Below are 21,575 nucleotides of genomic sequence, written 5' to 3' on the forward strand. Positions count from 1 at the left end.
TCTCAGGGGCAGCTCAGGGATCCGGCACGGGACGGAACCAGAGGAACCTCGTTATCCTCTTAACCCTTACGCGGGCGAAAGTCGTCCCGGCCTGGTAAGGGGCAGCAAGATGATCGAGGCAGTCGGCCTGACCAAGCGCTACGGCGCCAAGACCGCCGTCGACCAGCTGTCCTTCCAGGTCAAGCCGGGTCACGTCACGGGATTCCTGGGGCCCAACGGCTCCGGGAAGTCCACCACCATGCGCATGATCCTGGGCCTGGACCGGCCCACATCCGGTCATGTCACGATCAACGGCCTCCCCTTCCGGGAGCTCCCGAACGCCCAGCGGCACGTCGGGGCCCTGCTCGACGCCAAGGCCGTGCACGGCGGCCGCCGGGCCCGTACCCACCTGCTCTCCATCGCCCAGCTCTCCGGGATCCCGGAGAAGCGGGTGGACGAGGTCCTGGCCGTGGTCGGGCTCCAGGACGCCGCCCGGCAGCGCACGAAGGGCTTCTCGCTCGGCATGGGCCAGCGGCTCGGCATCGCCACCGCCCTGCTCGGGGACCCGCAGGTGCTGCTGTTCGACGAGCCGGTCAACGGGCTCGACCCCGAGGGCATCCTCTGGGTCCGCAACCTCATGCGCCGGCTCGCCGCCGAGGGCCGGACCGTCTTCGTCTCCTCGCACCTGATGAGCGAGATGGCGCTGACCGCCGACCACCTGATCGTCATCGGCCGCGGGCGGCTGCTGGCCGATATGGGCACCCAGGAGTTCATCGCGCACAACTCGGCCGGATTCGCTCGGGTGCGCGCGGCCGACACTGATCCGGATGGCCGGGACACGCTGGGTACGACCCTCACCAGGGCGGGCGGCCGGGTCCTCCAGGAGCCCGACGGAGCACTGCGCGTGACCGGTCTGGAGCTGTCCCTCATCTCCGACCTCGCGCACGAGGCCGGCGTACGGCTGTGGGAGCTGTCACCGCACCACGCCTCTCTGGAGGAGGCGTACATGCGGATGACCCAGTCCGCCGTCGAGTACACCTCCACCGAGGACCCGCGGGCCGAGCTCTGGGAGCCCGAACCGCTGGCCCTCCCGGCGTGGGAGGAGGAGCCTGCGGCACCCCAGGTCCCGCAGGCGGGCTTCTTCGCCCCACCGCCGCCCGGAGCGGGCGGGCAGCCCTTCCTCATGCCCAGCCATCCCGGCGAGCTCACGAGCACCGCCAAGAAATCCCCCGAGGACACACGATGACCCCGACGACCCCGACGCCGGAGCGGCCCCGGAGCTACAGCTCCCCCCTCCCCACGCCGCGGCCGCACCTGGGGCACGCCCTCGCCTCGGAGTGGACCAAGCTGATCTCGATCCGCTCCACCCTGTGGACGCTCGGTTCGCTCGTGCTCACCGTCGTCGGCATCGGGCTGCTGTTCGTCTCGCAGACCTCGGACGAGGATTACGAGGGGATCACCTTCACCACACCCGCCCTCTTCGGTCTGCTGGTGGGGGAGATCGCGGTGATGGTCCTCGGTGTGCTGACCATCACCTCGGAGCACGGCACCGGGCTGGCGCGGACCACGTTCACCGCCGCCCCGGACCGGTACCGGGTGCTCACCGCGAAGTACCTCGTCTTCAGCACCACGGCCCTCGCCACCACCATGCTGTCCGTCTTCGTGGTCGGGATCGCCGCGTCGCTCGCCCACGACGGCGCCGCGGCCGGCACGCACGCCGCCCACGAGTGGCTCGGCGCGCTCTTCGGCTGCCTCTACGTCACCCTGCTCGGCGTGCTCGCGCTGGCGATCGGCGCGCTGGTGCGGCACTCGGCCGGGGCGATCGCCGTCATGCTCGGCGTGGTCACGCTGCCGCCGGTGATCGGGGCCATGCTCACGAGCTGGGACGCCGTCGCGCCCTTCGGACGGCTGGTCCTCCAGCGCAACGTGCCGGTGGCGCTGAGCCAGCTGTTCGGCATGCAGGAGGGCGGCGACCTGGGCTCGGCCCCCAGCAACCTCTCGCACGTGCTGCTCATCGTGCTGATCACGGGCGGAGCGGTGTCCGCCTCGTACCTGTCGGTCGGCCGCCGGGACGTCTAGGGCGTTCTAGTACCGGGGCGCGTTGCGGGACCGCTGCACCTTCGAGGTGCGGCGGTCCTTCGCGTTCCAGCAGGCCTTGTGCCAGTGCCGCCGGTCGTCCACGCCGCCGTACTCCGGCCAGGCCACCAGGTGCGGGGTGCCGGAGGGGATCTCCTGGTCGCAGCCGGGGCAGCGGTAGCGCTTGCCGGCCGCGCTGGCGCCGGCCACGTGGCGGACCTTCCAGTCCTCGCCCTGGTACTCCTCGGTGCGCTCCAGCCCGTAGCGGTCGAGGCCGGTGCTGGGGCCTTCGTCCGGGGTCTCGCCGCCCCTGGGGCGGTTGTTGCGCGGTGACACGTATACCTCACGGAAGGGCGGTCGGCAGTGACTTTCTCCCAGACTACGCGCAGCGAGGCCGGGTACCCGCAGGGTGGCTGAGGAAGGCGGCCGCGCGAAGAGGAATGGCCCGACAATCCCAATAACTTTCCTGTCAGCCCGTGCCTTTGGCACGTGTCAGACGTTGTTGCCCTAGGAAGAACCGGTCCACCTGGGGGAGGCCGCGTCAGCCGCGAGGAGGCTAAAGGCGATGCGCGTAGGAGCGTTTGTACTGGCGGCCCAGTTCCCGGGCCAGGGACAGGGAGAGGCACTGCACCGGGCGGTGCGGACCGCCGAGGTGGCCGAGGAGGCCGGGCTGGACTCGGTCTGGCTCGCCGAGCACCACTTCGTCCCGTACGGGGTCTGCCCCTCGGCGGTGACCCTGGCGGCCCTGCTGCTGGGCCGGACCCGCCGACTGCGCGTGGGCACGGCGGTGAGCGTGCTGCCGAGCACGCACCCGGTGGCCCTCGGGGAGCAGGCGGCCCTGCTCCACCTGACCTCGGGCGGCCGCTTCACCCTGGGGGTGGGCCGGGGCGGGCCGTGGGTGGACCTGGAGGTGTTCGGGGGCGGCCTGGACTCGTACGAGAACGGCTTCCCGGAGGCCCTGGACCTGCTGCGGCGCTGGCTGACGGAGGGGCGGGTGGGAGCCGCCGGCGAGCGGTACGGCTTCCGCGAGGTGGCCGTCGTACCCCGGCCGTCGGAGGCCCTGGACGGGGACGGCGCGGGGCCGGAGGTCATCGTGGCCTGCACCTCTCCCGCGTCGGTACGGCTGGCCGCGCAGCGGGGGCTGCCGATGCTCCTCGGCATGCACTGCGGGGACGAGACCAAGGCGGAGATGGTCGCGCTGTGGCGCAGCACGGCGCTGGCGGCGGGCCACTCGCGGGATCAGGTGGCCGGCGCGGGGCACGTCTCCGCCGGGGTGTGCCAGCTCGCGGACCGCACGGCGGACGCCCGCGAGACCCTGCTCAAGGCGATGCCGGGCTGGCTCAAGCAGGGCTTGGACGCGCACGTGACGGTGGACGGACGCGTGCGCGCGATGCGGGATCCCGTCGCGTACACGGAACTGCTGTGCGACCTGCACCCGGTGGGCACCCCGGAGGTGGCGGCGGACCGGCTGGCGGCCACGTCCGCACGGACGGGCATCACGCGCTTCGCCCTCCTGACGGAAGGCTCCGGCGATCTCGCCGCGACGGAGGAGAACGTACGACGACTCGGCGTCGAGGTCCTGCCCCGCCTCGGCTGAGACCTACCGGACCTGCTCAGCAGTCCCGGAGTTCCGGCGACTGGTTGAGCAGCTGACCGCGGATCGAAGTGAACTTGGCCAGCCGGTCGTCCACCGAGGGGTCCAGCGGGAACACCGCGATCCGGTGACAGTTCTGGAAAGCCAGGCGCACTCCGAAGTGCCGCTGCAGGGCACCCCGTATCGCGTCACTCGCGAGGGCACGCAGCAGCTGCCCCCGCGCCTGCTCGTCGGGCGGCGGCGTCTGGTTGTCGGCGAACTGTCCGCCGTCCACCTTCAGCTGGGCCACCAGCGAGCTGATCATCTCCCATGCGTAGGGCAGGGAGGTCCGGACGCAGTCGACGAAAGCGGCTTCGTCGACCTCGCCTCGCTCGGCCTGTTCGAGTAGGGCCGGTGAGACGTCGAGCGACATGGGTTCTCCTCTCGCGACCCCGGCCGATTGGGTTGCCGGAGTCTTACGGGCAGGGAAGGAGGTCGCGACGCAGAGTGCACGCTCCGCCACCTCCCGCTCACCACGGTAGGCGCCCCATGGGTGGCGCACCAGGAGAATGCGCATACAACGCGCCATCCGCGAAGGGGGCTTTCAGGGGCGAATCGCGTGGAGGCCTTCTCGTCGAGTAGCGTTGCCGACCATGCGTCTCGTCATCGCCCGCTGCTCCGTCGACTACGCGGGCCGGCTCACCGCCCATCTGCCCTCGGCACCCCGTCTGATCCTCGTGAAGGCCGACGGCAGTGTCTCGATCCACGCGGACGACCGGGCGTACAAACCGCTCAACTGGATGTCGCCCCCGTGCACCCTCAAGGAGGGGAGCGGTGATGACGCCGGGGTGTGGACGGTCATCAACAAGGCGGGCGAGAAGCTCATCATCACCATGGAGGAAGTCCTGCACGACTCCTCCCACGAGCTCGGCACCGACCCGGGGCTCATCAAGGACGGCGTCGAGGCACATCTGCAGGAACTGCTCGCGGACCGCATCGAAACGCTGGGCGAGGGCTACACCCTGATCCGGCGCGAGTACATGACGGCGATCGGTCCGGTGGACATCCTGTGCCGGGACGCCTCCGGCGCGACGGTGGCCGTGGAGATCAAGCGGCGCGGCGAGATCGACGGCGTCGAGCAGCTGACCCGCTACCTCGAACTCCTCAACCGCGATCCGCACCTGGCGCCGGTCCGGGGCATCTTCGCCGCCCAGGAGATCAAGCCGCAGGCCAAGGTCCTGGCGACGGACCGCGGGATGGACTGCGTGGTCCTGGACTACAACGCGCTGCGCGGCATCGAGGACGACAAGCTCCGCCTGTTCTGATCCCCGGCCCCTCCCGGCTGCCCGGCCGACCGCCCGCCCACTGACGCGACGGCTCCGTCCCGAAGGACGGAGCCGTCGGCGTTCACGGGCCCGTGGTCGGGGAGGCGGCGGTGGCCGTGACCGCCTGGGTGGCCGTCGGCGACGGCACGGCGGTCTCGGTCGGCGTCGGAGACGGCCCCGCGGTGGTCGGCGGGGGCGAAACGGACGACGGCGTCGGGGAGTTCGGCGGCGTCGGGGACGGACGGCGGGACGGGGTACGGCCCGGCGTCCGGCCGGGGGTCGGGGCGGCGGCGCTCTGTCCCGGCTGCGCTGCCTCCGACTCCGGGGCGGAGGCCGGCGGCTCCGGTGCAGGATCGTTCCCGCTGATGCCCGGCACGGTCGGCGGGACCACGGCCGTCGGGGTCAGGGAGACCGCCGGGCTCTGCGCCGGCGGCGCGTCGTCCGAGGAGCTCAGCGCCAGGGCCACCACCGTGCCCAGCGCCACCACCGTCAGCGCTCCCGCGCCGGCCAGCAGCACCAGCCGGCGCCGGCCCGCGTCCTTGGCCGGCGCGGGCGCCGGCTTCGGGAGGGCGGCGGGCGCGGCCGGCTTCGGCGACAGCGGGAAGGCGTCCTCGAACACCTCCGACAGCGTCGTGGGCGGCTCCGAGCTCCGGGACACCGGCACCACCGGGGTCATCCGCGTCACCGCCTCGGCGGAGACGGGGCCCACCGGGACCACGGGGGCGACGCGGGTGGACGGGGTCGGCGCGAGGGACGGGGCCGGCCGGTTCGCGGCCGGAGTCGCAGGGGCCGGGGCCGCAGGGGCCGGAGTCGCAGGGGCCGGGGTCGCCGCCGTCACCGCCTCCGAAGCCGCCGCCAGGGCCGCCGGCGCCTCCAGCCGCAGTGGCGGCGACGGAGCCGACTCTGCCGCCTCCCGGTCCACGACGAGCGCCAGCGCGCGCCGCCCTGCCACCGTGCCCCGCTTGTCCGCCAGCGCGCCCCGCAGCCCGATCGAGGTCTCCAGCTCGGCCCGCGCCCGGTCCAGGCGCCCCTCGCACAGGGCCAGCACGCCGAGCTCGTGGTGGAAGTACGCCTGCTCGGCGACCTCTCCCGCCTTGCGCGCGGCCTCCGCCCCGGAGCGCAGCACCCGCTCCCACGCCTCCCAGTGCAGCGAGCCCGCGAACGCCGGGGCCGCCGTCCGTGCCAGCAGCACCGCCGCCACCACGTCGGCGCCGGCCAGCGCGGCGAGGACCGCGTCCGCCTCGGCCGCGACCCGCCCCGGGGTCACCGAGGCGTGCCCGGTCCACCAGGCGTAGTGCCGGGCGGCCGTACGGGCCTCCTCCGCGGCGGTGTCCCCGTACCCGGCCTCCTCCAGCTGTCGTGCGACGCCGGCGGCCAGCCGGTAGCGCGTCCCTACGGGCGTCAGCAGCCCGCAGGCCAGCAGCTCGGCCACCGCCGTGTCGGCGTGGGTGTCCCCCACCAGCGCCGGCAGGTGCGCGTGGTGCGGCAGCTCCCCGCCGAGCGCGCAGGCGATCCGCAGGGCGGCGCGGGCCGACTCGCTGACGCGCGAGGCGAGCAGCTCGGCCGGGGCCGCGCCCTCGGCCAGCGTCGGCAGCGGCACCTGCGCGCGGTCGCGCGGGCGCTCGTCGAAGACGCCGGGCTCCTCCTCGTCGTCGTCCTCGGCGGCGTGGTTCAGCTCGTCCCGCTGCCGCAGCAGCGCGGCGGCCTGTACGAAGCGCAGCGGAAGCCCCTCGGAGGCGAAGCGCAGGTCCCCCGCCCAGGCGGTCTCCTCGTCCGTCAGCGGCCGTCCGAGGCCCGCTTCGAGGAGGTCCGCGCAGTGGGTCTTGCCCAGCCCGCCGAGGAAGACCTCCTCGATGTGCGAGTCGTCGGAGGGGGACCGGGTGTCGGGGGTCGCGGCGAGCAGGTAGGCGCATTCGGGGGTGGCGCGCAGCAGCTCGTCGAGCGCGGTGCCGCCCATCTCCAGGTCGTCGAGGAGGACGATGGCGCCGATGTCCCGGACGCGGGCGAGGAGCTCGTCGCGTTCGGGCCGCTCCCCCGGAGCCTCGTACACGGTCGCGTAGAGCGTCTGGAGGAGTTCGGAGGGCTGCTGGTGCCCGTACCCGGAGAGCCGTACGACGCCGTCGGGAGCGAGGCCCGCGCACCGGGCGGCGACCGCGTCGAGCAGCACGCTGCGCCCGGATCCCGAAGGTCCGGTCAGCCGTACGGACCGGCCCCGGGCCAGCAGGCGGACGAGGCGCTCCTGCTCCTCCTCGCGGGCGAGCAGGGGGCGTACGGGGACGGCGGGGCCCGGCAGGGCGGGCGGCCGTGCGGCGGTGTCCCGGGCGGTGCGGGCGGCCGCGTCGCGCTTGGCGGGGCGGCTCCGCTCGGTGCCGGGGCGCAGCGGCTCGATCTCGCTGCCGTCGACCGGGTTGACGGTGAGGGTGAAGTCGCCCGCGGTCAGGGTGACGACCCGCGCGGGCCCCTGTGCCGCGGGTGCGGAGGCCGCCGTGGGCGCAGCGGTCGCCGTGGGCGCAGCGGTCGCCGTGGGCGCAGCGGTCGCCGTGGGCGTGGCGCTCGCACCGGACGGGGCCGGGGTCTGCCCGGATCCGGGCACGGAGGGCGCGGACCCGCCTCCGGGCTGCCCGTCCTGCCCGGTCTGCCCCTGTATTCGGTCCATGATCCAGTCCCCCGATCGCGGGCCGCGCGCCTCGCCGTCGTACCGCCCGGCCTCGGCGCACCCGCGGTCGCTCCTGGTCCGGTTTCCGCCCGAACCCTAGACCGTGGCCGGTCGTGCGGGAAACCGCAGGGGTGCGATCACCACCGGACCGTTACTTTTCCGCAGGAAATGCAAAGGTCAGCGGCTTGCCCGTTCAGACGCGGGGCAGGGACTCGGCCTCCAGGCCGCCCTCGATCGCGAGGATCCGGTGCAGCCGGGTCGCGACGAGCAGCCGCTGCATCTGCGGCGGCACCCCGCGCAGGACGAGGCGCCGGCCGGTCCGGCCGGCCCGCCGGTGCGCGCCCATGATCACGCCGAGGCCGGTCGCGTCCCAGGAGTCGAGCCCGGTGAGGTCGAGCACGAGGTCGCCGTGGCCGTCGTCGAGCGCGGTGTGGAGGGCCGTACGGGCGTCCGCCGCGCTGCGCACGTCGAGGCGGCCCCCGACAGCGAGTTCGGCGTGGTCGCCCCTGATGTGCATGTGTACTCCCGGCAGTGCAGTACTGCGTACGTATGGTCCGACTGGTCCGTGGTGTGGTCGGCAACTCTCACTTGAACTGACTGCCCCACGGGCGGGGAAGTTGCCGACCGTGAGCGAACCGATACCTAATTCACCCTGAGGGGTGAACCAATATTCGAACGGCGGTGCTCGGCGGCCGGCCCGGGCCTCAGTGCTTGTAGAAGCCCTGCCCGCTCTTGCGGCCGATGTCGCCGGCGTCCACCATCCGGCGCATCAGCTCCGGCGGCGCGAACTTCTCGTCCTGCGACTCGGTGTAGATGTTGCTGGTGGCGTGCAGCAGGATGTCGACGCCCGTGAGGTCGGCGGTGGCCAGCGGCCCCATCGCGTGCCCGAAGCCCAGCTTGCAGGCGATGTCGATGTCCTCGGCGGAGGCCACGCCCGACTCGTACAGCTTGGCGGCCTCGACGACCAGCGCGGAGATCAGACGGGTCGTCACGAAACCGGCGACGTCGCGGTTGACGACGATGCAGGTCTTGCCGACGGACTCGGCGAACGCCCGCGTGGTGGCGAGGGTTTCGTCGCTCGTCTTGTAGCCGCGCACGAGCTCGCACAGCTGCATCATCGGGACGGGCGAGAAGAAGTGCGCGCCGACGACCCGCTCCGGACGCTCCGTCACGGCCGCGATCTTGGTGATCGGGATGGCGGAGGTGTTGGAGGCGAGGATGGCGTCCTCGCGCACGATCTTGTCGAGGGCGCGGAAGATCTCGTGCTTGATCTCGATCTTCTCGAAGACGGCCTCCACGACGATGTCCACGTCGGCCACCGCGTCGAGGTCGGTGGTCGTCGTGATGCGCGCGAGCGCCGCCTCGGCGTCCTCGGCCGTCATCTTCCCCTTGGAGACGAACTTGTCGTACGAGGCCTTGATCCCGTCCGTGCCACGGGTCAGTGCGGCGTCGGTGACATCGCGCAGCACGACGTCCCAACCCGCCTGAGCGGAGACCTGAGCGATCCCGGAACCCATCAGTCCGGCACCGATGACGGCGAGCTTCCCAGCCACTGCACACCCCACGTTCTTCAAATGACCGGTCTCAATACGGCACGGTCTCGTAGCCACTCCGGCGGAGACTAGCGCCCGGGCGGTGCGGTGTGACCGCGAAGTAACACGCGTCACGTCTCAGATGACGGACATCACACCGGTACGGCCCAGCACCCCTGTCTGGCCCTCCAGTTCACCCGTCCTCCGGCTCGCCGCGGCCGGGGGCGGTCCGTCTACGCTGGCCGCATGGTGAACCTCACGCGCATCTACACCCGTACCGGCGACTCGGGCACGACCGCCCTCGGCGACATGAGCCGCACGGCCAAGACCGACCTGCGGATCTCCGCGTACGCCGACGCCAACGAGGCCAACGCGGCCATCGGGACGGCCATCGCGCTCGGCGGGCTCCCGGCGGAGGTCGTGAAGGTCCTGGTCCGCGTGCAGAACGACCTGTTCGACGTGGGCGCGGACCTGTGCACCCCGGTGGTCGAGAAGCCGGAGTACCCGCCGCTGCGGGTGGAGCAGTTCTACGTCGACAAGCTGGAGGCGGACTGCGACCACTTCCTGGAGCAGGTGGAGAAGCTGCGCAGCTTCATCCTGCCCGGCGGCACCCCCGGCGCGGCCCTGCTGCACCAGGCCTGCACGGTGGTCCGGCGCGCCGAGCGCTCGACGTGGGCGGCGCTGGAGGTGCACGGCGAGGTGATGAACCCGCTGACCGCCACCTATCTGAACCGCCTCTCCGACCTGCTGTTCATCCTGGCCCGGGTGGCCAACAAGGAGGTCGGGGACGTGCTGTGGGTGCCGGGCGGCGAACGGTAGCGGCGGGGCGCCGCCGGCCGCCGCGTGGGGGCCACCCTCCGTGGCCCCCTGTACCGCTAGCGCTCGGTCTTCGCCAGTACGGACTGCTCCTCGACGCCCGCGGGGGCCTTTTTCGGCCAGATCGTGTAGGCCACGGCGACCAGGGCGTGGATGCCGACCGCCCGCAGGGCGCCGAACTGCCACGCCTGCAGCGAGCTGACGTCGCCCGCGTCGCCGACGTACCAGATGGCCACCTGGAGCAGGCCGAGGGCGACCGCGGCGGCGACGACGGTACGGACCCACAGCTTCCACTCGTGCACGGCCCGCGCCTTCCCGTACCCGGCGCCGGCCGGCTTGGGGCCCCCGGCCAGCCGGTGCGCGGCGTGCCCGTCGAGCCACTTGATCGTGTAGTGGCCGTAGGCGACGGTGTAGCCGATGTAGAGCGCGGCCAGACCGTGCTTCCAGTCCGGCTCGGCGCCGTTCTTGAGGTCGAGCGTGGTGACCACCAGCAGGACCAGCTCCATCAGCGGCTCGCACAGCAGGACCGCCGCCCCCAGCCGGGGCATCCGCGCGAGGTAGCGCAGGCCCAGGCCGGCCGCCAGCAGCACCCAGAAGCCGACCTCACAGGCGATGATCAGCGCGACGATCATGGGACCCTCCGTCCGCTCGGTTCTCCGTTTCCCCTCCAGACTCCCGTCCGGCCGGGCCCGTTTCGTCGTCGCCATTGCCCATGTGGGCCTGCATCCTTCGATGTAGCCGCACCTCGGCCCCTCCGCCGACGTGCGCGGCCCGCCCACCCTGTTGGATGGGACCGTGACCCTGAAGAACCTGCGCCCCCACCGTGACGACGTCCTCCTCGCGGTGGTCAGCGTGCTCGCGGGCCTGGTCTTCTGGTCGCTCGGCGTCTACAGCAGCCCCAGCCGGGACTCCCTGCCGGCCTGGGCGGCCCTGGTCCCGCTCGTGGCCCTCGGCTCGATGGAGCTGCTGCGCCGCACCAAGCCGAATCTGACCCTGGCCGTCGGCACCCTCGGGGTGATCGCCGACCAGTTCACGGTCGGCAGCCTGGCCACCGTCGTGATCTTCACCGACCTGATGTACGCCGCCGTCGTGTACGGGAAACCGTCCATGGCCCGCCGGCTCCCGGTCTCCACCGGCCTGATCACCCTCGTGGTCACCATCGCCTCGCTGGCCTGGCTGCGCACCCCGCAGGCCCTCCTGATCGGCGCGGTCACCGGCATCGTGAGCTTCGCCCCGGCCCTGACCGGCGCCACCCTGCGCAACCACCGCGAGGCCGCCGTGGCCGCCCGGCTGCGCGCCGAGCAGACCACGCTGCTGGCCGAGATGGACCGCACCCAGGCCGTGGCCGCCGAGCGCGCCCGGATGGCCCGGGAGCTCCACGACATGGTCGCCAACCACCTCTCCGCCATCGCCATCCACTCCACCGCCGCGCTCTCCATCGACACGGCCGCTACCAGCCGCGACGCCCTCGGCGTGATCCGCGAGAACAGCGTGCAGGGGCTGGCCGAAATGCGGCGTCTGATCGGGCTGCTGCGGGATGCCGGGGGCGACCAGGAGCCGGTCGCCGTGCCCTCGCTGGACGGCCTGGACGCCCTGGTCGCGCAGGCCGGGACCAATGGCTCGGCGAGCGGGCTGACGTTCGTGCTCCACGACGACCGGCCGGCCGGGGAGCCGGCGGCGGCGCCCGTGGAGCTGGCCGCGTACCGGATCGTCCAGGAGTCGCTGACCAATGCCCTCAAGCACGCCGCCCCGGGCACCGTCACGGTCCGTGTGGCGCACTCCGACGGGCTGCTGACCGTGAGGGTGGACTCGCCCTACGGGGACCGGCCGGGCCCCCGCGCCCCCGGCTCCGGGGCCGGGCTGATCGGCATGCGGGAGCGGACGGAGCTGCTGGGCGGAGAGTTCACGGCGGGCCGGTCCGGCGCGGTGTGGCAGGTGCGGGCGACCCTGCCCGCGGAGGAGAAGGCGGTGGAGGCATGACCATCCGGGTGGTGGTGGCGGAGGATCAGGGCGCGGTGCGGGCCGGGCTGGTGCTCATCCTGCGCAGCGCGGGGGACATCGAGGTGGTCGGCGAGGCCGCGGACGGGGAGGAGGCGGTGCGCCTGGCCCGGGAGCTGCGGCCGGACCTCGTCCTCATGGACGTGCAGATGCCCAGGCTGGACGGGGTGTCCGCGACGCGCGAGGTGGTCGCGGAGGGCCTGGCCGATGTCCTGGTGCTGACCACCTTCGACCTCGACGAGTACGTCTTCGGGGCGCTGCGCGCGGGGGCCGCCGGCTTCCTCCTGAAGAACGCGGACGCTGCGGAGCTGATCGAGGCGGTACGGACGGTCGCGCGCGGGGAGGGCCTGATCGCCCCGGCGGTGACCAGGCGGCTGATCGCCGAGTTCGCGGCTCCCCGGCCGGTGCGGGCCGCTCCCACGCCGGAGAAGGCCGCGGCGGTGGCCTCGCTGACCCCGCGGGAGCGGGAGGTGCTGAGCGCGCTGGGCGAGGGCCTGTCGAACGCGGAGATCGCCGAGCGGCTGGAGATGGCGGAGGCGACGGCGAAGACGCACGTCAGCCGTCTGCTCGGCAAGCTGGATCTGCGCAGCCGCCTCCAAGCCGCGGTGCTGGCACAGGAGTTGGGGATATAGCCCCGGCCCCGGGCGGCACCGCGCATACCGGTCTGGACCTCTTGACGGTTGGTCCAGACCTTTCTACGCTCGCCGCAACACTGTGGTGAGCGTGCCATGACAAAGCGTGCTCACGGGCGGCGCAGGTCCCACCCCCATGTCGAGGTCCCCCACGACCGAGACGGACCTACGGAGGATCACCCTTGAGCACAGCATCCCCACCCCGCACCAGGCGCACCCGGTTCTTCACCCGTGTCGCGGCGATCGTGGCCGCGCTCGCCCTGCCCGTCACCGGGCTCGTCGTGCTCGCCGCGCCGGCCCAGGCGGCCGCCGCCGCGACCGCGACGTACACCAAGGTCTCCGACTGGGGCACCGGCTTCGAGGGCAAGTGGGTGGTGAAGAACACCGGCACCACCACCCTCACCAGCTGGACCGTGGAGTGGGACTACCCGGCCGGCACCTCGGTCACCTCGGCCTGGGACGCCACCGTCACCAGCTCGGGCACCCACTGGACGGCCAAGAACGTCGGCTGGAACGGCACCCTCGCCCCGGGCGCGACCGCCAGCTTCGGCTTCAACGGCGCCGGCAGCGGATCCCCCACCGGCTGCAAGATCAACGGCGCCTCCTGTGACGGCGGCACCCAGCCCGGCGACGCTCCCCCCTCGTCTCCGGGCGCCCCTTCCGCCTCCAACATCACCGAGACCTCGCTGACCCTGAGCTGGGGCGCCGCCACCGACGACAAGGGCATCAAGAACTACGACGTCTACCGCGACGGCGCCAAGATCGCCACGGTCACCGGCACCACCTACGCCCAGACGGGCCTGACCAAGGGCACGACGTACGGCTACCACGTCGTCGCGCGCGACACGATCGACCAGACCGGCGCGTCGTCCGCCACCGTGTCGTTCACGACGGCCGGCGGCACCCAGCCACCGGACCCGGGCGGCAAGGTCAAGCTCGGCTACTTCACCGAGTGGGGCGTCTACGGGCGCAACTACCACGTGAAGAACCTGGTCACCTCGGGTACGGCGAGCAAGATCACCCACATCAATTACGCCTTCGGCAACGTCCAGAACGGCCAGTGCACCATCGGTGACGCCTACGCCGACTACGACAAGGCCTACACCGCCGACCAGAGCGTCGACGGCGTAGCCGACACCTGGGACCAGCCGCTGCGCGGCAACTTCAACCAGCTGCGCAAGCTGAAGAAGGCCTACCCGAACATCAAGATCCTGTGGTCCTTCGGCGGCTGGACCTGGTCCGGCGGATTCCCGCAGGCCGCGGCCAACCCGACCGCCTTCGCCCAGTCCTGCTACAACCTCGTCGAGGACCCGCGCTGGGCCGACGTCTTCGACGGGATCGACCTGGACTGGGAGTACCCGAACGCCTGCGGACTGTCCTGTGACACCAGCGGCGCCGCCGCCTTCAAGAACCTGATGCAGGCGACCCGCGCCAAGTTCGGCGCGAACAACCTGGTCACCGCGGCCATCACCGCCGACGCCTCCAGCGGCGGCAAGATCGACGCGGCCGACTACGGCGGCGCCGCGCAGTACGTCGACTTCTACAACGTGATGACGTACGACTTCTTCGGCGCCTGGGCGGCGCAGGGCCCGACGGCCCCGCACTCCCCGCTCACCTCGTACGCGGGCATCCCGCAGGCCGGCTTCAACTCGGCCGACGCCATCGCCAAGCTCAAGGCCAAGGGCGTCCCCGGCGCCAAGCTCAACCTCGGCATCGGCTTCTACGGCCGCGGCTGGACCGGCGTCACCCAGGCGGCCCCCGGCGGCACCGCCACCGGACCGGCTCCGGGCACGTACGAGCAGGGCATCGAGGACTACAAGGTGCTCAAGACCAGCTGCCCGGCCACCGGCACGATCGCCGGCACGGCCTACGCCAAGTGCGGCAGCAACTGGTGGAGCTACGACACCCCCGCGACCATCGCCGGGAAGATGACCTGGGCCAAGCAGCAGGGCCTCAAGGGAGCCTTCTTCTGGGAGTTCAGCGGCGACACCGGCAATGGTGAGCTCGCGAACGCGATCCACACCGGGCTGCAGTAGGAAGACGGAAGCCGGGGACACGGGTCCGCCCCCGTCTCCCCGGCTTCTTCACGTCCTGAAGGCCTCAGGCCACATTCACCCTTTGCCCGGGAGGCGCCGCCTCCAGCCAGGCCAGGAAGCCGGTCAGCGCGTCCTCGCTCATCGCCAGCTCCAGGCGGGTCCCGCGGTGGACACAGCCGAGCACGACGGCGTCGGAGAGCAGGGCCAGCTCCTCCTCGCCCTCCGGGGCGCGGCGGGCGATGACCTCGATGGAGGAACGCTCCAGCAGCCGGCGCGGCCGGTGGGAGTACGAGAACACCCGGAACCACTCGATCCGGTCACCGCTGTAGCGCGCGACCCCGTACACCCAGCCCTTGCCGGAGACGTCGGGCTTGTCGGCCACGCCCCAGCGCATGCTGCAGTCGAAGGTACCGCCGGACCGCTGGATGAGCCTGCGGCGCAGTCCGAAGACAAACAACCCGATCACCACCAGGGTTACGACCAGGCCGCTCACAAGCAGAGCGAGGAGCATCTTCACCGACCTCCTCGCTCATCGAATACGCATGAGAAAAAAACAGACCCGCATCGCCACAGCCGCGACCCGGTCTGGAAAATTCCAGAACGGACCGCGGCTGAGGTCTGCCGAGTCCCGGCGGTCGCCCTCCGGTACTCAGCGGTTCAAACTCCGACAGGCGTTCAGCCCGTTACGGCGCGCAGCCGGACATCAGCGCGACGCTCGGCGGCGGCGTCCGCCTCCGCCTTCGCGCGCTCCAGTGCCCGCTCCGCACGCTGGACGTCAATCTCGTCCGCGAGCTCGGCGATCTCGGCCAGCAGGGACAGCTTGTTGTCCGCGAACGAGATGAAACCGCCGTGCACCGCGGCGACGACGGTGCCGCCCTCGCTGGTGCGGATGGTCACAGGGCCCGATTCCAGCACACCGAGAAGCGGCTGGTGACCGGGCATGACGCCGATGTCGCCGGACGTGGTGCGGGCGACAACAAGGGTGGCCTCGCCGGACCAGACATTGCGGTCCGCCGCGACCAGCTCGACGTGCAGCTCAGCAGCCAAGGTGGCTCCTCGGGTCACCACCCGGCGGGTCGGCCGGGTGTTGGGTCAAATTCTAATGGGCGTGGGGAGAGGGACGGGACACACCCGCCCCTCTCCGTCTGCAGACTGTCAGCGTTCGCTGGTGGCCTGCGAACCGGATGCGCCCCTCGCGGAGCGCGCCGGATCAGGAGACGCCCAGCTCCTTGGCGTTGGCCTTCAGGTCCTCGATGCCACCGCACAGGAAGAACGCCTGCTCGGGGAAGTGGTCGTAGTCACCGTCGCAGATCGCGTTGAACGCGGTGATCGACTCGTCGAGCGGAACATCCGAACCGTCCACACCGGTGAACTGCTTCGCCACGTGGGTGTTCTGCGACAGGAAGCGCTCGACGCGACGGGCACGGTGGACAACGAGCTTGTCCTCCTCGCCCAGCTCGTCGATACCGAGGATCGCGATGATGTCCTGGAGGTCCTTGTACTTCTGGAGGATCCCCTTGACGCGCATCGCCGTGGCGTAGTGGTCCGCCGCGATGTACCGCGGGTCGAGGATGCGGGACGTCGAGTCCAGCGGGTCCACGGCCGGGTAGATGCCCTTCTCGGAGATCGGACGGGAGAGAACCGTCGTCGCGTCGAGGTGGGCGAAGGTGGTCGCCGGCGCCGGGTCGGTCAGGTCGTCCGCGGGGACGTAGATCGCCTGCATCGAGGTGATCGAGTGACCACGCGTCGAGGTGATGCGCTCCTGGAGGAGACCCATCTCGTCGGCCAGGTTCGGCTGGTAACCCACCGCGGAGGGCATACGGCCGAGCAGGGTCGACACCTCGGAACCCGCCTGGGTGTACCGGAAGATGTTGTCGATGAAGAACAGCACGTCCTGCTTCTGCACATCGCGGAAGTACTCCGCCATGGTCAGACCGGCAAGCGCGACGCGCAGACGGGTGCCCGGGGGCTCGTCCATCTGGCCGAAGACAAGCGCCGTCTTGTCGATGACGCCGGACTCGGCCATTTCCTCGATGAGGTCGTTGCCCTCACGGGTACGCTCACCGACGCCCGCGAACACCGACACACCGTCGTGGTTGTTGGCGACGCGGTAGATCATTTCCTGGATCAGAACGGTCTTGCCGACACCGGCACCACCGAACAGACCGATCTTTCCACCCTTGACGTACGGGGTGAGAAGGTCGATGACCTTGACGCCGGTCTCGAACATCTCGGTCTTCGACTCGAGCTCGTCGAAGCGAGGGGCCTTGCGGTGGATCGGCCAGCGCTCGGTGACGTTGGCGTTCTCCTCCGGGTAGTTCAGCACCTCACCGAGGGTGTTGAACACCTTGCCCTTGGTGAAGTCACCGACGGGGACGGTGATGCCCTCGCCCGTGTTGGTCACCGCGGCCTGGCGGACCAGACCGTCGGTCGGCTGCATCGAGATGGTACGGACGAGGCCGTCACCCAGGTGCTGCGCGACCTCGAGGGTCAGGGTCTTGAGCTTGCCGTCCTCGGCCGGGTCTGCGACCTGGACCTTGAGGGCGTTGTAGATCTCGGGCATGGCGTCGACGGGGAACTCCACGTCGACGACCGGGCCGATGACCCGGGCGACGCGGCCCGTGGCGGCGGCCGTCTCAACAGTGGTCGTCATTACTTGTCACTCCCCGCGGTCGCGTCAGCCATGGCGCTCGCGCCACCGACGATCTCGCTGATTTCCTGGGTGATTTCGGCCTGGCGGGCCGCGTTGGCAAGCCGGGAGAGGCTCTTGATGAGGTCTCCGGCGTTGTCGGTCGCCGACTTCATCGCGCGGCGGCGGGCGGCGTGCTCGGAAGCGGCCGACTGCAGCAGTGCGTTGTAGATACGGCTCTCGACGTAGCGCGGCAGCAGGGCGTCGAGGACGTCCTCCGCCGACGGCTCGAAGTCGAACAGCGGAAGGATCTCGCCCTTCGCGCCGTCCTCCTCCTCTGCCTTGTCGAGGCTGAGCGGCAGCATCCGGCCGTCGACCGCGTTCTGCGTCATCATCGACACGAATTCCGTGTAGACGACGTGCAGCTCGTCGACGCCGCCCTCGGCCGTGTCCAGCTGGATGGCCTCGATCAGCGGTCCGGCGACGCGCTTGGCGTCGGCGTAGGCCGGGCTGTCGGTGAAGCCGGTCCACGAATCCGCGACCTTGCGCTCGCGGAACCCGAAGTAGGCGACACCCTTGCGGCCGACGATGTACGTGTCGACCTCCTTGCCCTCAGCGCGCAGCCGCTCGGTGAGCCGCTCCGCCTGCTTGATGGCGTTCGAGGAGTAGCCGCCGGCCAGACCGCGGTCGCTCGTGATGAGCAGGATCGCGGCACGGGTCGGCTGCTCGACCTCGGTCGTCAGGGCGTGCTTGGTGTTCGAACCGGTCGCCACCGCGGTCACCGCACGGGTGAGCTCGGTCGCGTACGGCATCGACGCCGCCACCTTGCGCTGCGCCTTGACGATGCGCGAGGCGGCGATCATCTCCATCGCCTTGGTGATCTTCTTGGTCGCCGTGATGGCACGGATGCGACGCTTGTAGACCCGGAGCTGCGCTCCCATGAGTCAGGTCCCTTCCGTCGTCACTTGGAGACGTTGACGGCCGGTGCGTCCTCGCCCAGGAGCTTGCCGTCCGAGGTCTCGAACTGCCGCTTGAAGCCGGTGATGGCGTCCGCGATGGAGGACAGGGTGTCGTCCGACATCTTGCCGCCGTCGGCGATGGAGGTGAGGAGGTCCTTGCGCTCGCGGCGCAGGTGCTCCAGCAGCTCCGACTCGAAGCGACGGATGTCGTTGACCGGGACGTCGTCCATCTTGCCGGTGGTGCCGGCCCAGACGGAGACGACCTGCTCCTCGACGGGCATCGGCTGGTACTGGCCCTGCTTCAGCAGCTCGACCAGACGCTTGCCGCGCTCCAGCGAAGCCTTCGACGCGGCGTCCAGGTCGGAACCGAAGGCGGCGAACGCCTCCAGCTCACGGTACTGGGCGAGGTCCAGGCGCAGACGGCCGGAAACCTGCTTCATGGCCTTGTGCTGGGCGGAGCCACCGACGCGGGAGACCGAGATACCGACGTTCAGCGCCGGGCGCTGGCCCGCGTTGAACAGGTCGGACTCCAGGAAGCACTGGCCGTCGGTGATGGAGATGACGTTGGTCGGGATGAACGCCGACACGTCGTTCGCCTTGGTTTCGACGATCGGCAGACCGGTCATCGAACCGGCGCCCATGTCGTCGGACAGCTTCGCGCAGCGCTCCAGCAGACGGGAGTGCAGGTAGAAGACGTCGCCCGGGTACGCCTCACGGCCCGGCGGGCGGCGCAGCAGCAGCGAGACGGCGCGGTAGGCGTCGGCCTGCTTCGACAGGTCGTCGAAGATGATCAGGACGTGCTTGCCGGCGTACATCCAGTGCTGACCGATGGCGGAACCGGTGTACGGCGCCAGGTACTTGAAGCCGGCCGGGTCGGACGCCGGGGCGGCGACGATCGTCGTGTACTCGAGCGCGCCCGCGTCTTCCAGCGCGCCGCGAACGGACGCGATGGTCGAGCCCTTCTGGCCGATGGCGACGTAGATGCAGCGAACCTGCTTGTTCACGTCACCGGAGCGCCAGTTGTCGCGCTGGTTGATGATCGTGTCGACGGCCAGGGCGGTCTTACCCGTCTGGCGGTCGCCAATGATCAGCTGACGCTGGCCACGGCCGACGGGGACCATCGCGTCGATGGCCTTGTAGCCGGTCTGCATCGGCTCGTGGACCGACTTGCGGACCATGACGCCGGGGGCCTGCAGCTCGAGGGCGCGGCGGCCTTCGGTCGCGATCTCGCCGAGACCGTCGATCGGGTTGCCGAGCGGGTCGACGACGCGGCCGAGGTAGCCCTCGCCGACGCCGACGGAGAGCACCTCACCGGTGCGCTGCACCGGCTGGCCCTCCTCGATACCGCTGAACTCGCCGAGGACGACCGCACCGATCTCGCGCTCCTCGAGGTTGAGGGCGAGACCGAGGGTGCCGTCCTCGAACTTCAGCAGCTCGTTCGCCATGGCGGAGGGCAGGCCCTCCACCTTCGCGATGCCGTCGCCGGCAACGCTGACCGTTCCGACCTCCTCGCGCGAGGCCGCGTCCGGCTGGTACGACTGGACAAAGTTCTCCAGTGCGTCCCGGATCTCCTCCGGCCGGATCGTGAGCTCCGCCATCTGGGTTCCCTGCTCTCCTTGTTGGGCCTGAAGCTTCTTTGGGGTCTGGGGGCGACCCCCAGGAATCTTCTGCAAGTTCTGCACGGCCCAACCGGGCCGCTAGGAATGCTTTGTTCTATTGGTGGCTGGTCAGCCGGCCATGCGGCGGGACGCCTCTGCGAGGCGGTCCGCGATGGTGCCGTCGATGACCTCGTCGCCGACTCGCACCGAGATCCCGCCGACGACCTCGGGGTCCACGTCGAGGTTCAGGTGCATCTGGCGGCCGTACAGCTTGGCCAGCACCGCGCCGAGACGCGTCTTCTGCACGTCGCTGAGCGGAACCGCGCTGGTCACGGTGGCGACCATGCGGTCACGGCGCTCGGCGGCGAGCTTGGAGAGGGACTCGAGTCCCGCTTCCAGGCTACGTCCACGCGGGTGCGTGACAAGACGGATCACCAGGCGCTCGGTGACGGCGTTCACCTTGCCGCCGAGCAGGCTGCGCAGCAGCTCGCTCTTGGCGGAGGCGGTCGCCGCACGGTCGGTCAGCGCGGAACGCAGCTCGGTGCTCGAGGAGACGATCCGGCCGAACCGGAACACCTCGTCCTCGACGTTGTCGAGCGCGTCGCCCTGCTGGGCCGCCGTGAGGTCGGCGGTGGCCGCCAGCTCCTCCAGCGCGTCCACCAGGTCGCGGGACTGCGACCAGCGGGACCGGACCATGCCGGACACCAGGTCGAGGGTCTCCCCGCCGACCTGGCCGCCGAGCAGCCGTCCGGCCAGCTCGGCCTTGGCCTCGCCGGACTGCGCCGGGTCGGTGAGGACCCGACGCAGCGAGACCTCACGGTCGAGCAGCGCGGTGACGGCAGCCAGCTCACCGGCGAGCTTCGCCGCGTCGACGGACGTGTTGTCCGTCAGCGCGTCGAGACGCTCACGCGCGGAGGCCAGCGCCTCGCGGCTCGCTCCGTTCATCGGGCCGCCTCGGCCTTCTCCTCAAGCTCGCTGAGGAAACGGTCGATGGTGCGGCTCTGCCGGGCGTGGTCCTCAAGGGACTCGCCGACGAGCTTTCCGGCCAGGTCGGTGGCGAGCTTGCCCACGTCCTGACGCAGCGCCTGGGAAGCGGCCTTGCGGTCCGCCGCGATCTGGGCGTGGCCGGCAGCGATGATCTCCTCACGCTGCCGCTGGCCCTCTGCGCGCAGTTCTTCCTTGAGCGCAGTGCCCTGCTCCAGCGCTTCCTGGCGCAGGCGCGCGGCCTCGTGCCGGGCCTCGGCGAGCTGGGCCTTGTACTGCTCCAGGACGCTCTGGGCCTCGGTCTGGGCGGATTCCGCCTTCTCGATACCGCCCTCGATGGCCTCACGGCGCTCTTCCAGAACCTTGTTGATGTTCGGGAGGAGCTTCTTCGCGAGGAAACCGAAGACGATGACGAAGGCGAGCAGACCGATGACGAGCTCGGGGATCGGCGGGACGAGGGGGTTACCCGGCTCCTCGGCCGCGAGAACCATGAGGTTCACATCAGTGCCTTTCGTCGATTCGGACTAGTCGTGGGGTTCGTCAGCTGTAGACGAACGGCATGACCAGACCGATGAGGGCGAGCGCCTCACAGAAGGCGAAGCCGAGGATCTGGTTGGCGCGGATCAGACCGGCAGCTTCGGGCTGACGGGCGAGCGCCTGGGTGCCGTTACCGAAGATGATGCCGACGCCGACGCCGGGGCCGATGGCCGCGAGGCCGTAGCCCACGGAGCTGAGGGAACCGGTGACGGCAGCAAGGGTCTGGGACATGCCAGTTCTTCCTT

General features: G+C 71.0%; 22 protein-coding genes. 8 read left to right on the forward strand and 14 right to left on the reverse strand.

Annotated features, from left to right (window positions below; translation table 11 throughout):
* Positions 1-109 precede the first annotated feature (109 nt).
* Positions 110-1,225, forward strand: a complete 1,116-nt coding sequence (locus RIU97_RS13125; RefSeq protein ID WP_404956401.1) for an ABC transporter ATP-binding protein — start codon at positions 110-112, stop codon at positions 1,223-1,225.
* A complete protein-coding gene (locus tag RIU97_RS13130) occupies positions 1,222-2,058 on the forward strand; it encodes an ABC transporter permease (protein ID WP_404956403.1) in 837 nt (278 codons plus the stop codon). The genes RIU97_RS13125 and RIU97_RS13130 overlap by 4 nt, the downstream gene beginning before the upstream one ends.
* 6 nt (positions 2,059-2,064) lie before the next feature.
* On the opposite strand, the gene RIU97_RS13135 is transcribed toward RIU97_RS13130, so the two are convergent.
* Positions 2,065-2,391: an ATP/GTP-binding protein gene (locus RIU97_RS13135; RefSeq protein ID WP_404956405.1), complete on the reverse strand. Its 327-nt coding sequence runs from the start codon at positions 2,389-2,391 to the stop codon at positions 2,065-2,067.
* A gap of 229 nt (positions 2,392-2,620) precedes the next feature.
* Between RIU97_RS13135 and RIU97_RS13140 the strand changes: the two genes are divergently transcribed.
* Complete coding sequence (locus RIU97_RS13140; RefSeq protein ID WP_404956407.1) at positions 2,621-3,652, forward strand: LLM class flavin-dependent oxidoreductase; 1,032 nt, start codon at positions 2,621-2,623, stop codon at positions 3,650-3,652.
* A gap of 16 nt (positions 3,653-3,668) precedes the next feature.
* On the opposite strand, the gene RIU97_RS13145 is transcribed toward RIU97_RS13140, so the two are convergent.
* Positions 3,669-4,061, reverse strand: a complete 393-nt coding sequence (locus RIU97_RS13145; RefSeq protein ID WP_404956409.1) for an SCO5389 family protein — start codon at positions 4,059-4,061, stop codon at positions 3,669-3,671.
* A 220-nt stretch (positions 4,062-4,281) separates the two neighbouring features.
* Here RIU97_RS13145 and nucS point away from each other — a divergent pair, with 220 nt between their 5' ends.
* On the forward strand, positions 4,282-4,953 hold the full coding sequence (gene nucS, locus RIU97_RS13150; RefSeq protein ID WP_361754922.1) for an endonuclease NucS: 672 nt from the start codon (positions 4,282-4,284) through the stop codon (positions 4,951-4,953).
* A gap of 82 nt (positions 4,954-5,035) precedes the next feature.
* On the opposite strand, the gene RIU97_RS13155 is transcribed toward nucS, so the two are convergent.
* The 3 genes from RIU97_RS13155 to RIU97_RS13165 form a co-directional block, all read right to left on the reverse strand.
* Positions 5,036-7,609, reverse strand: coding sequence for an ATP-binding protein (locus RIU97_RS13155; protein WP_404956411.1), 2,574 nt, complete (start codon positions 7,607-7,609; stop codon positions 5,036-5,038).
* Between the two features lie 193 nt (positions 7,610-7,802).
* Positions 7,803-8,126 carry an STAS domain-containing protein gene (locus RIU97_RS13160; protein WP_030153791.1) on the reverse strand — a complete coding sequence of 108 codons (324 nt, stop codon included), beginning with the start codon at positions 8,124-8,126 and terminating at the stop codon, positions 7,803-7,805.
* Positions 8,127-8,313: 187 nt separating this feature from the next.
* Positions 8,314-9,162: a 3-hydroxyacyl-CoA dehydrogenase family protein gene (locus tag RIU97_RS13165; protein ID WP_319724631.1), complete on the reverse strand. Its 849-nt coding sequence runs from the start codon at positions 9,160-9,162 to the stop codon at positions 8,314-8,316.
* A gap of 225 nt (positions 9,163-9,387) precedes the next feature.
* On the opposite strand from RIU97_RS13165, the gene RIU97_RS13170 reads away from it, so the two are divergent.
* Positions 9,388-9,960 carry a cob(I)yrinic acid a,c-diamide adenosyltransferase gene (locus RIU97_RS13170; protein ID WP_361754915.1) on the forward strand — a complete coding sequence of 191 codons (573 nt, stop codon included), beginning with the start codon at positions 9,388-9,390 and terminating at the stop codon, positions 9,958-9,960.
* 56 nt (positions 9,961-10,016) lie between these two features.
* On the opposite strand, the gene RIU97_RS13175 is transcribed toward RIU97_RS13170, so the two are convergent.
* On the reverse strand, positions 10,017-10,589 hold the full coding sequence (locus RIU97_RS13175; protein WP_404956415.1) for a hypothetical protein: 573 nt from the start codon (positions 10,587-10,589) through the stop codon (positions 10,017-10,019).
* Between the two features lie 163 nt (positions 10,590-10,752).
* Here RIU97_RS13175 and RIU97_RS13180 point away from each other — a divergent pair, with 163 nt between their 5' ends.
* From RIU97_RS13180 to RIU97_RS13190, 3 genes are all read left to right on the forward strand, one after another.
* Positions 10,753-11,937 carry a sensor histidine kinase gene (locus RIU97_RS13180; protein ID WP_404956417.1) on the forward strand — a complete coding sequence of 395 codons (1,185 nt, stop codon included), beginning with the start codon at positions 10,753-10,755 and terminating at the stop codon, positions 11,935-11,937.
* A complete protein-coding gene (locus RIU97_RS13185) occupies positions 11,934-12,587 on the forward strand; it encodes a response regulator (RefSeq protein ID WP_404956419.1) in 654 nt (217 codons plus the stop codon). Before RIU97_RS13180 ends, RIU97_RS13185 begins: the two co-directional genes overlap by 4 nt.
* 182 nt (positions 12,588-12,769) lie before the next feature.
* On the forward strand, positions 12,770-14,623 hold the full coding sequence (locus RIU97_RS13190) for a glycosyl hydrolase family 18 protein (protein WP_404956421.1): 1,854 nt from the start codon (positions 12,770-12,772) through the stop codon (positions 14,621-14,623).
* A 64-nt stretch (positions 14,624-14,687) separates the two neighbouring features.
* Here RIU97_RS13190 and RIU97_RS13195 read toward each other — a convergent pair whose 3' ends face one another.
* The 8 genes from RIU97_RS13195 to atpE form a co-directional block, all read right to left on the reverse strand.
* Positions 14,688-15,134: a DUF2550 domain-containing protein gene (locus RIU97_RS13195; protein WP_404956423.1), complete on the reverse strand. Its 447-nt coding sequence runs from the start codon at positions 15,132-15,134 to the stop codon at positions 14,688-14,690.
* A 164-nt stretch (positions 15,135-15,298) separates the two neighbouring features.
* A complete protein-coding gene (locus RIU97_RS13200) occupies positions 15,299-15,670 on the reverse strand; it encodes a F0F1 ATP synthase subunit epsilon (protein ID WP_030708154.1) in 372 nt (123 codons plus the stop codon).
* Positions 15,671-15,833: 163 nt separating this feature from the next.
* Positions 15,834-17,276, reverse strand: a complete 1,443-nt coding sequence (gene atpD, locus RIU97_RS13205) for a F0F1 ATP synthase subunit beta (protein ID WP_404956424.1) — start codon at positions 17,274-17,276, stop codon at positions 15,834-15,836.
* Complete coding sequence (locus RIU97_RS13210) at positions 17,276-18,193, reverse strand: F0F1 ATP synthase subunit gamma (protein WP_327264469.1); 918 nt, start codon at positions 18,191-18,193, stop codon at positions 17,276-17,278. The genes atpD and RIU97_RS13210 overlap by 1 nt, the downstream gene beginning before the upstream one ends.
* A gap of 20 nt (positions 18,194-18,213) precedes the next feature.
* Entirely contained in the window at positions 18,214-19,809 is a 1,596-nt protein-coding gene (gene atpA, locus RIU97_RS13215) for a F0F1 ATP synthase subunit alpha (RefSeq protein ID WP_383201556.1), read from the reverse strand.
* 129 nt (positions 19,810-19,938) lie between these two features.
* Entirely contained in the window at positions 19,939-20,754 is an 816-nt protein-coding gene (locus RIU97_RS13220) for a F0F1 ATP synthase subunit delta (protein WP_404956425.1), read from the reverse strand.
* Positions 20,751-21,284, reverse strand: a complete 534-nt coding sequence (locus RIU97_RS13225; protein WP_221510601.1) for a F0F1 ATP synthase subunit B — start codon at positions 21,282-21,284, stop codon at positions 20,751-20,753. The genes RIU97_RS13220 and RIU97_RS13225 overlap by 4 nt, the downstream gene beginning before the upstream one ends.
* Before the next feature lie 49 nt (positions 21,285-21,333).
* Positions 21,334-21,561 carry an ATP synthase F0 subunit C gene (gene atpE / locus RIU97_RS13230; protein WP_030386954.1) on the reverse strand — a complete coding sequence of 76 codons (228 nt, stop codon included), beginning with the start codon at positions 21,559-21,561 and terminating at the stop codon, positions 21,334-21,336.
* Positions 21,562-21,575: the final 14 nt, after the last annotated feature.

This window comes from Streptomyces sp. 147326, assembly GCF_045000215.1.
Classification (GTDB): Bacteria; Actinomycetota; Actinomycetes; order Streptomycetales; family Streptomycetaceae; genus Streptomyces.

Bases quoted from the DNA above. Each gene is read 5' to 3' on its own strand.
- RIU97_RS13220 (WP_404956425.1), bottom strand. From the start codon at position 20,754: ATGAACGGAGCGAGCCGCGAGGCGCTGGCCTCCGCGCGTGAGCGTCTC.
- RIU97_RS13125 (WP_404956401.1), top strand. From the start codon at position 110: ATGATCGAGGCAGTCGGCCTGACCAAGCGCTACGGCGCCAAGACCGCC.
- atpE (WP_030386954.1), bottom strand. From the start codon at position 21,561: ATGTCCCAGACCCTTGCTGCCGTCACCGGTTCCCTCAGCTCCGTGGGC.
- atpD (WP_404956424.1), bottom strand. From the start codon at position 17,276: ATGACGACCACTGTTGAGACGGCCGCCGCCACGGGCCGCGTCGCCCGG.
- RIU97_RS13210 (WP_327264469.1), bottom strand. From the start codon at position 18,193: ATGGGAGCGCAGCTCCGGGTCTACAAGCGTCGCATCCGTGCCATCACG.
- RIU97_RS13155 (WP_404956411.1), bottom strand. From the start codon at position 7,609: ATGGACCGAATACAGGGGCAGACCGGGCAGGACGGGCAGCCCGGAGGC.
- RIU97_RS13225 (WP_221510601.1), bottom strand. From the start codon at position 21,284: ATGGTTCTCGCGGCCGAGGAGCCGGGTAACCCCCTCGTCCCGCCGATC.
- RIU97_RS13130 (WP_404956403.1), top strand. From the start codon at position 1,222: ATGACCCCGACGACCCCGACGCCGGAGCGGCCCCGGAGCTACAGCTCC.
- RIU97_RS13160 (WP_030153791.1), bottom strand. From the start codon at position 8,126: ATGCACATCAGGGGCGACCACGCCGAACTCGCTGTCGGGGGCCGCCTC.
- RIU97_RS13175 (WP_404956415.1), bottom strand. From the start codon at position 10,589: ATGATCGTCGCGCTGATCATCGCCTGTGAGGTCGGCTTCTGGGTGCTG.
- nucS (WP_361754922.1), top strand. From the start codon at position 4,282: ATGCGTCTCGTCATCGCCCGCTGCTCCGTCGACTACGCGGGCCGGCTC.
- RIU97_RS13170 (WP_361754915.1), top strand. From the start codon at position 9,388: ATGGTGAACCTCACGCGCATCTACACCCGTACCGGCGACTCGGGCACG.
- atpA (WP_383201556.1), bottom strand. From the start codon at position 19,809: ATGGCGGAGCTCACGATCCGGCCGGAGGAGATCCGGGACGCACTGGAG.
- RIU97_RS13145 (WP_404956409.1), bottom strand. From the start codon at position 4,061: ATGTCGCTCGACGTCTCACCGGCCCTACTCGAACAGGCCGAGCGAGGC.
- RIU97_RS13195 (WP_404956423.1), bottom strand. From the start codon at position 15,134: ATGCTCCTCGCTCTGCTTGTGAGCGGCCTGGTCGTAACCCTGGTGGTG.
- RIU97_RS13185 (WP_404956419.1), top strand. From the start codon at position 11,934: ATGACCATCCGGGTGGTGGTGGCGGAGGATCAGGGCGCGGTGCGGGCC.
- RIU97_RS13140 (WP_404956407.1), top strand. From the start codon at position 2,621: ATGCGCGTAGGAGCGTTTGTACTGGCGGCCCAGTTCCCGGGCCAGGGA.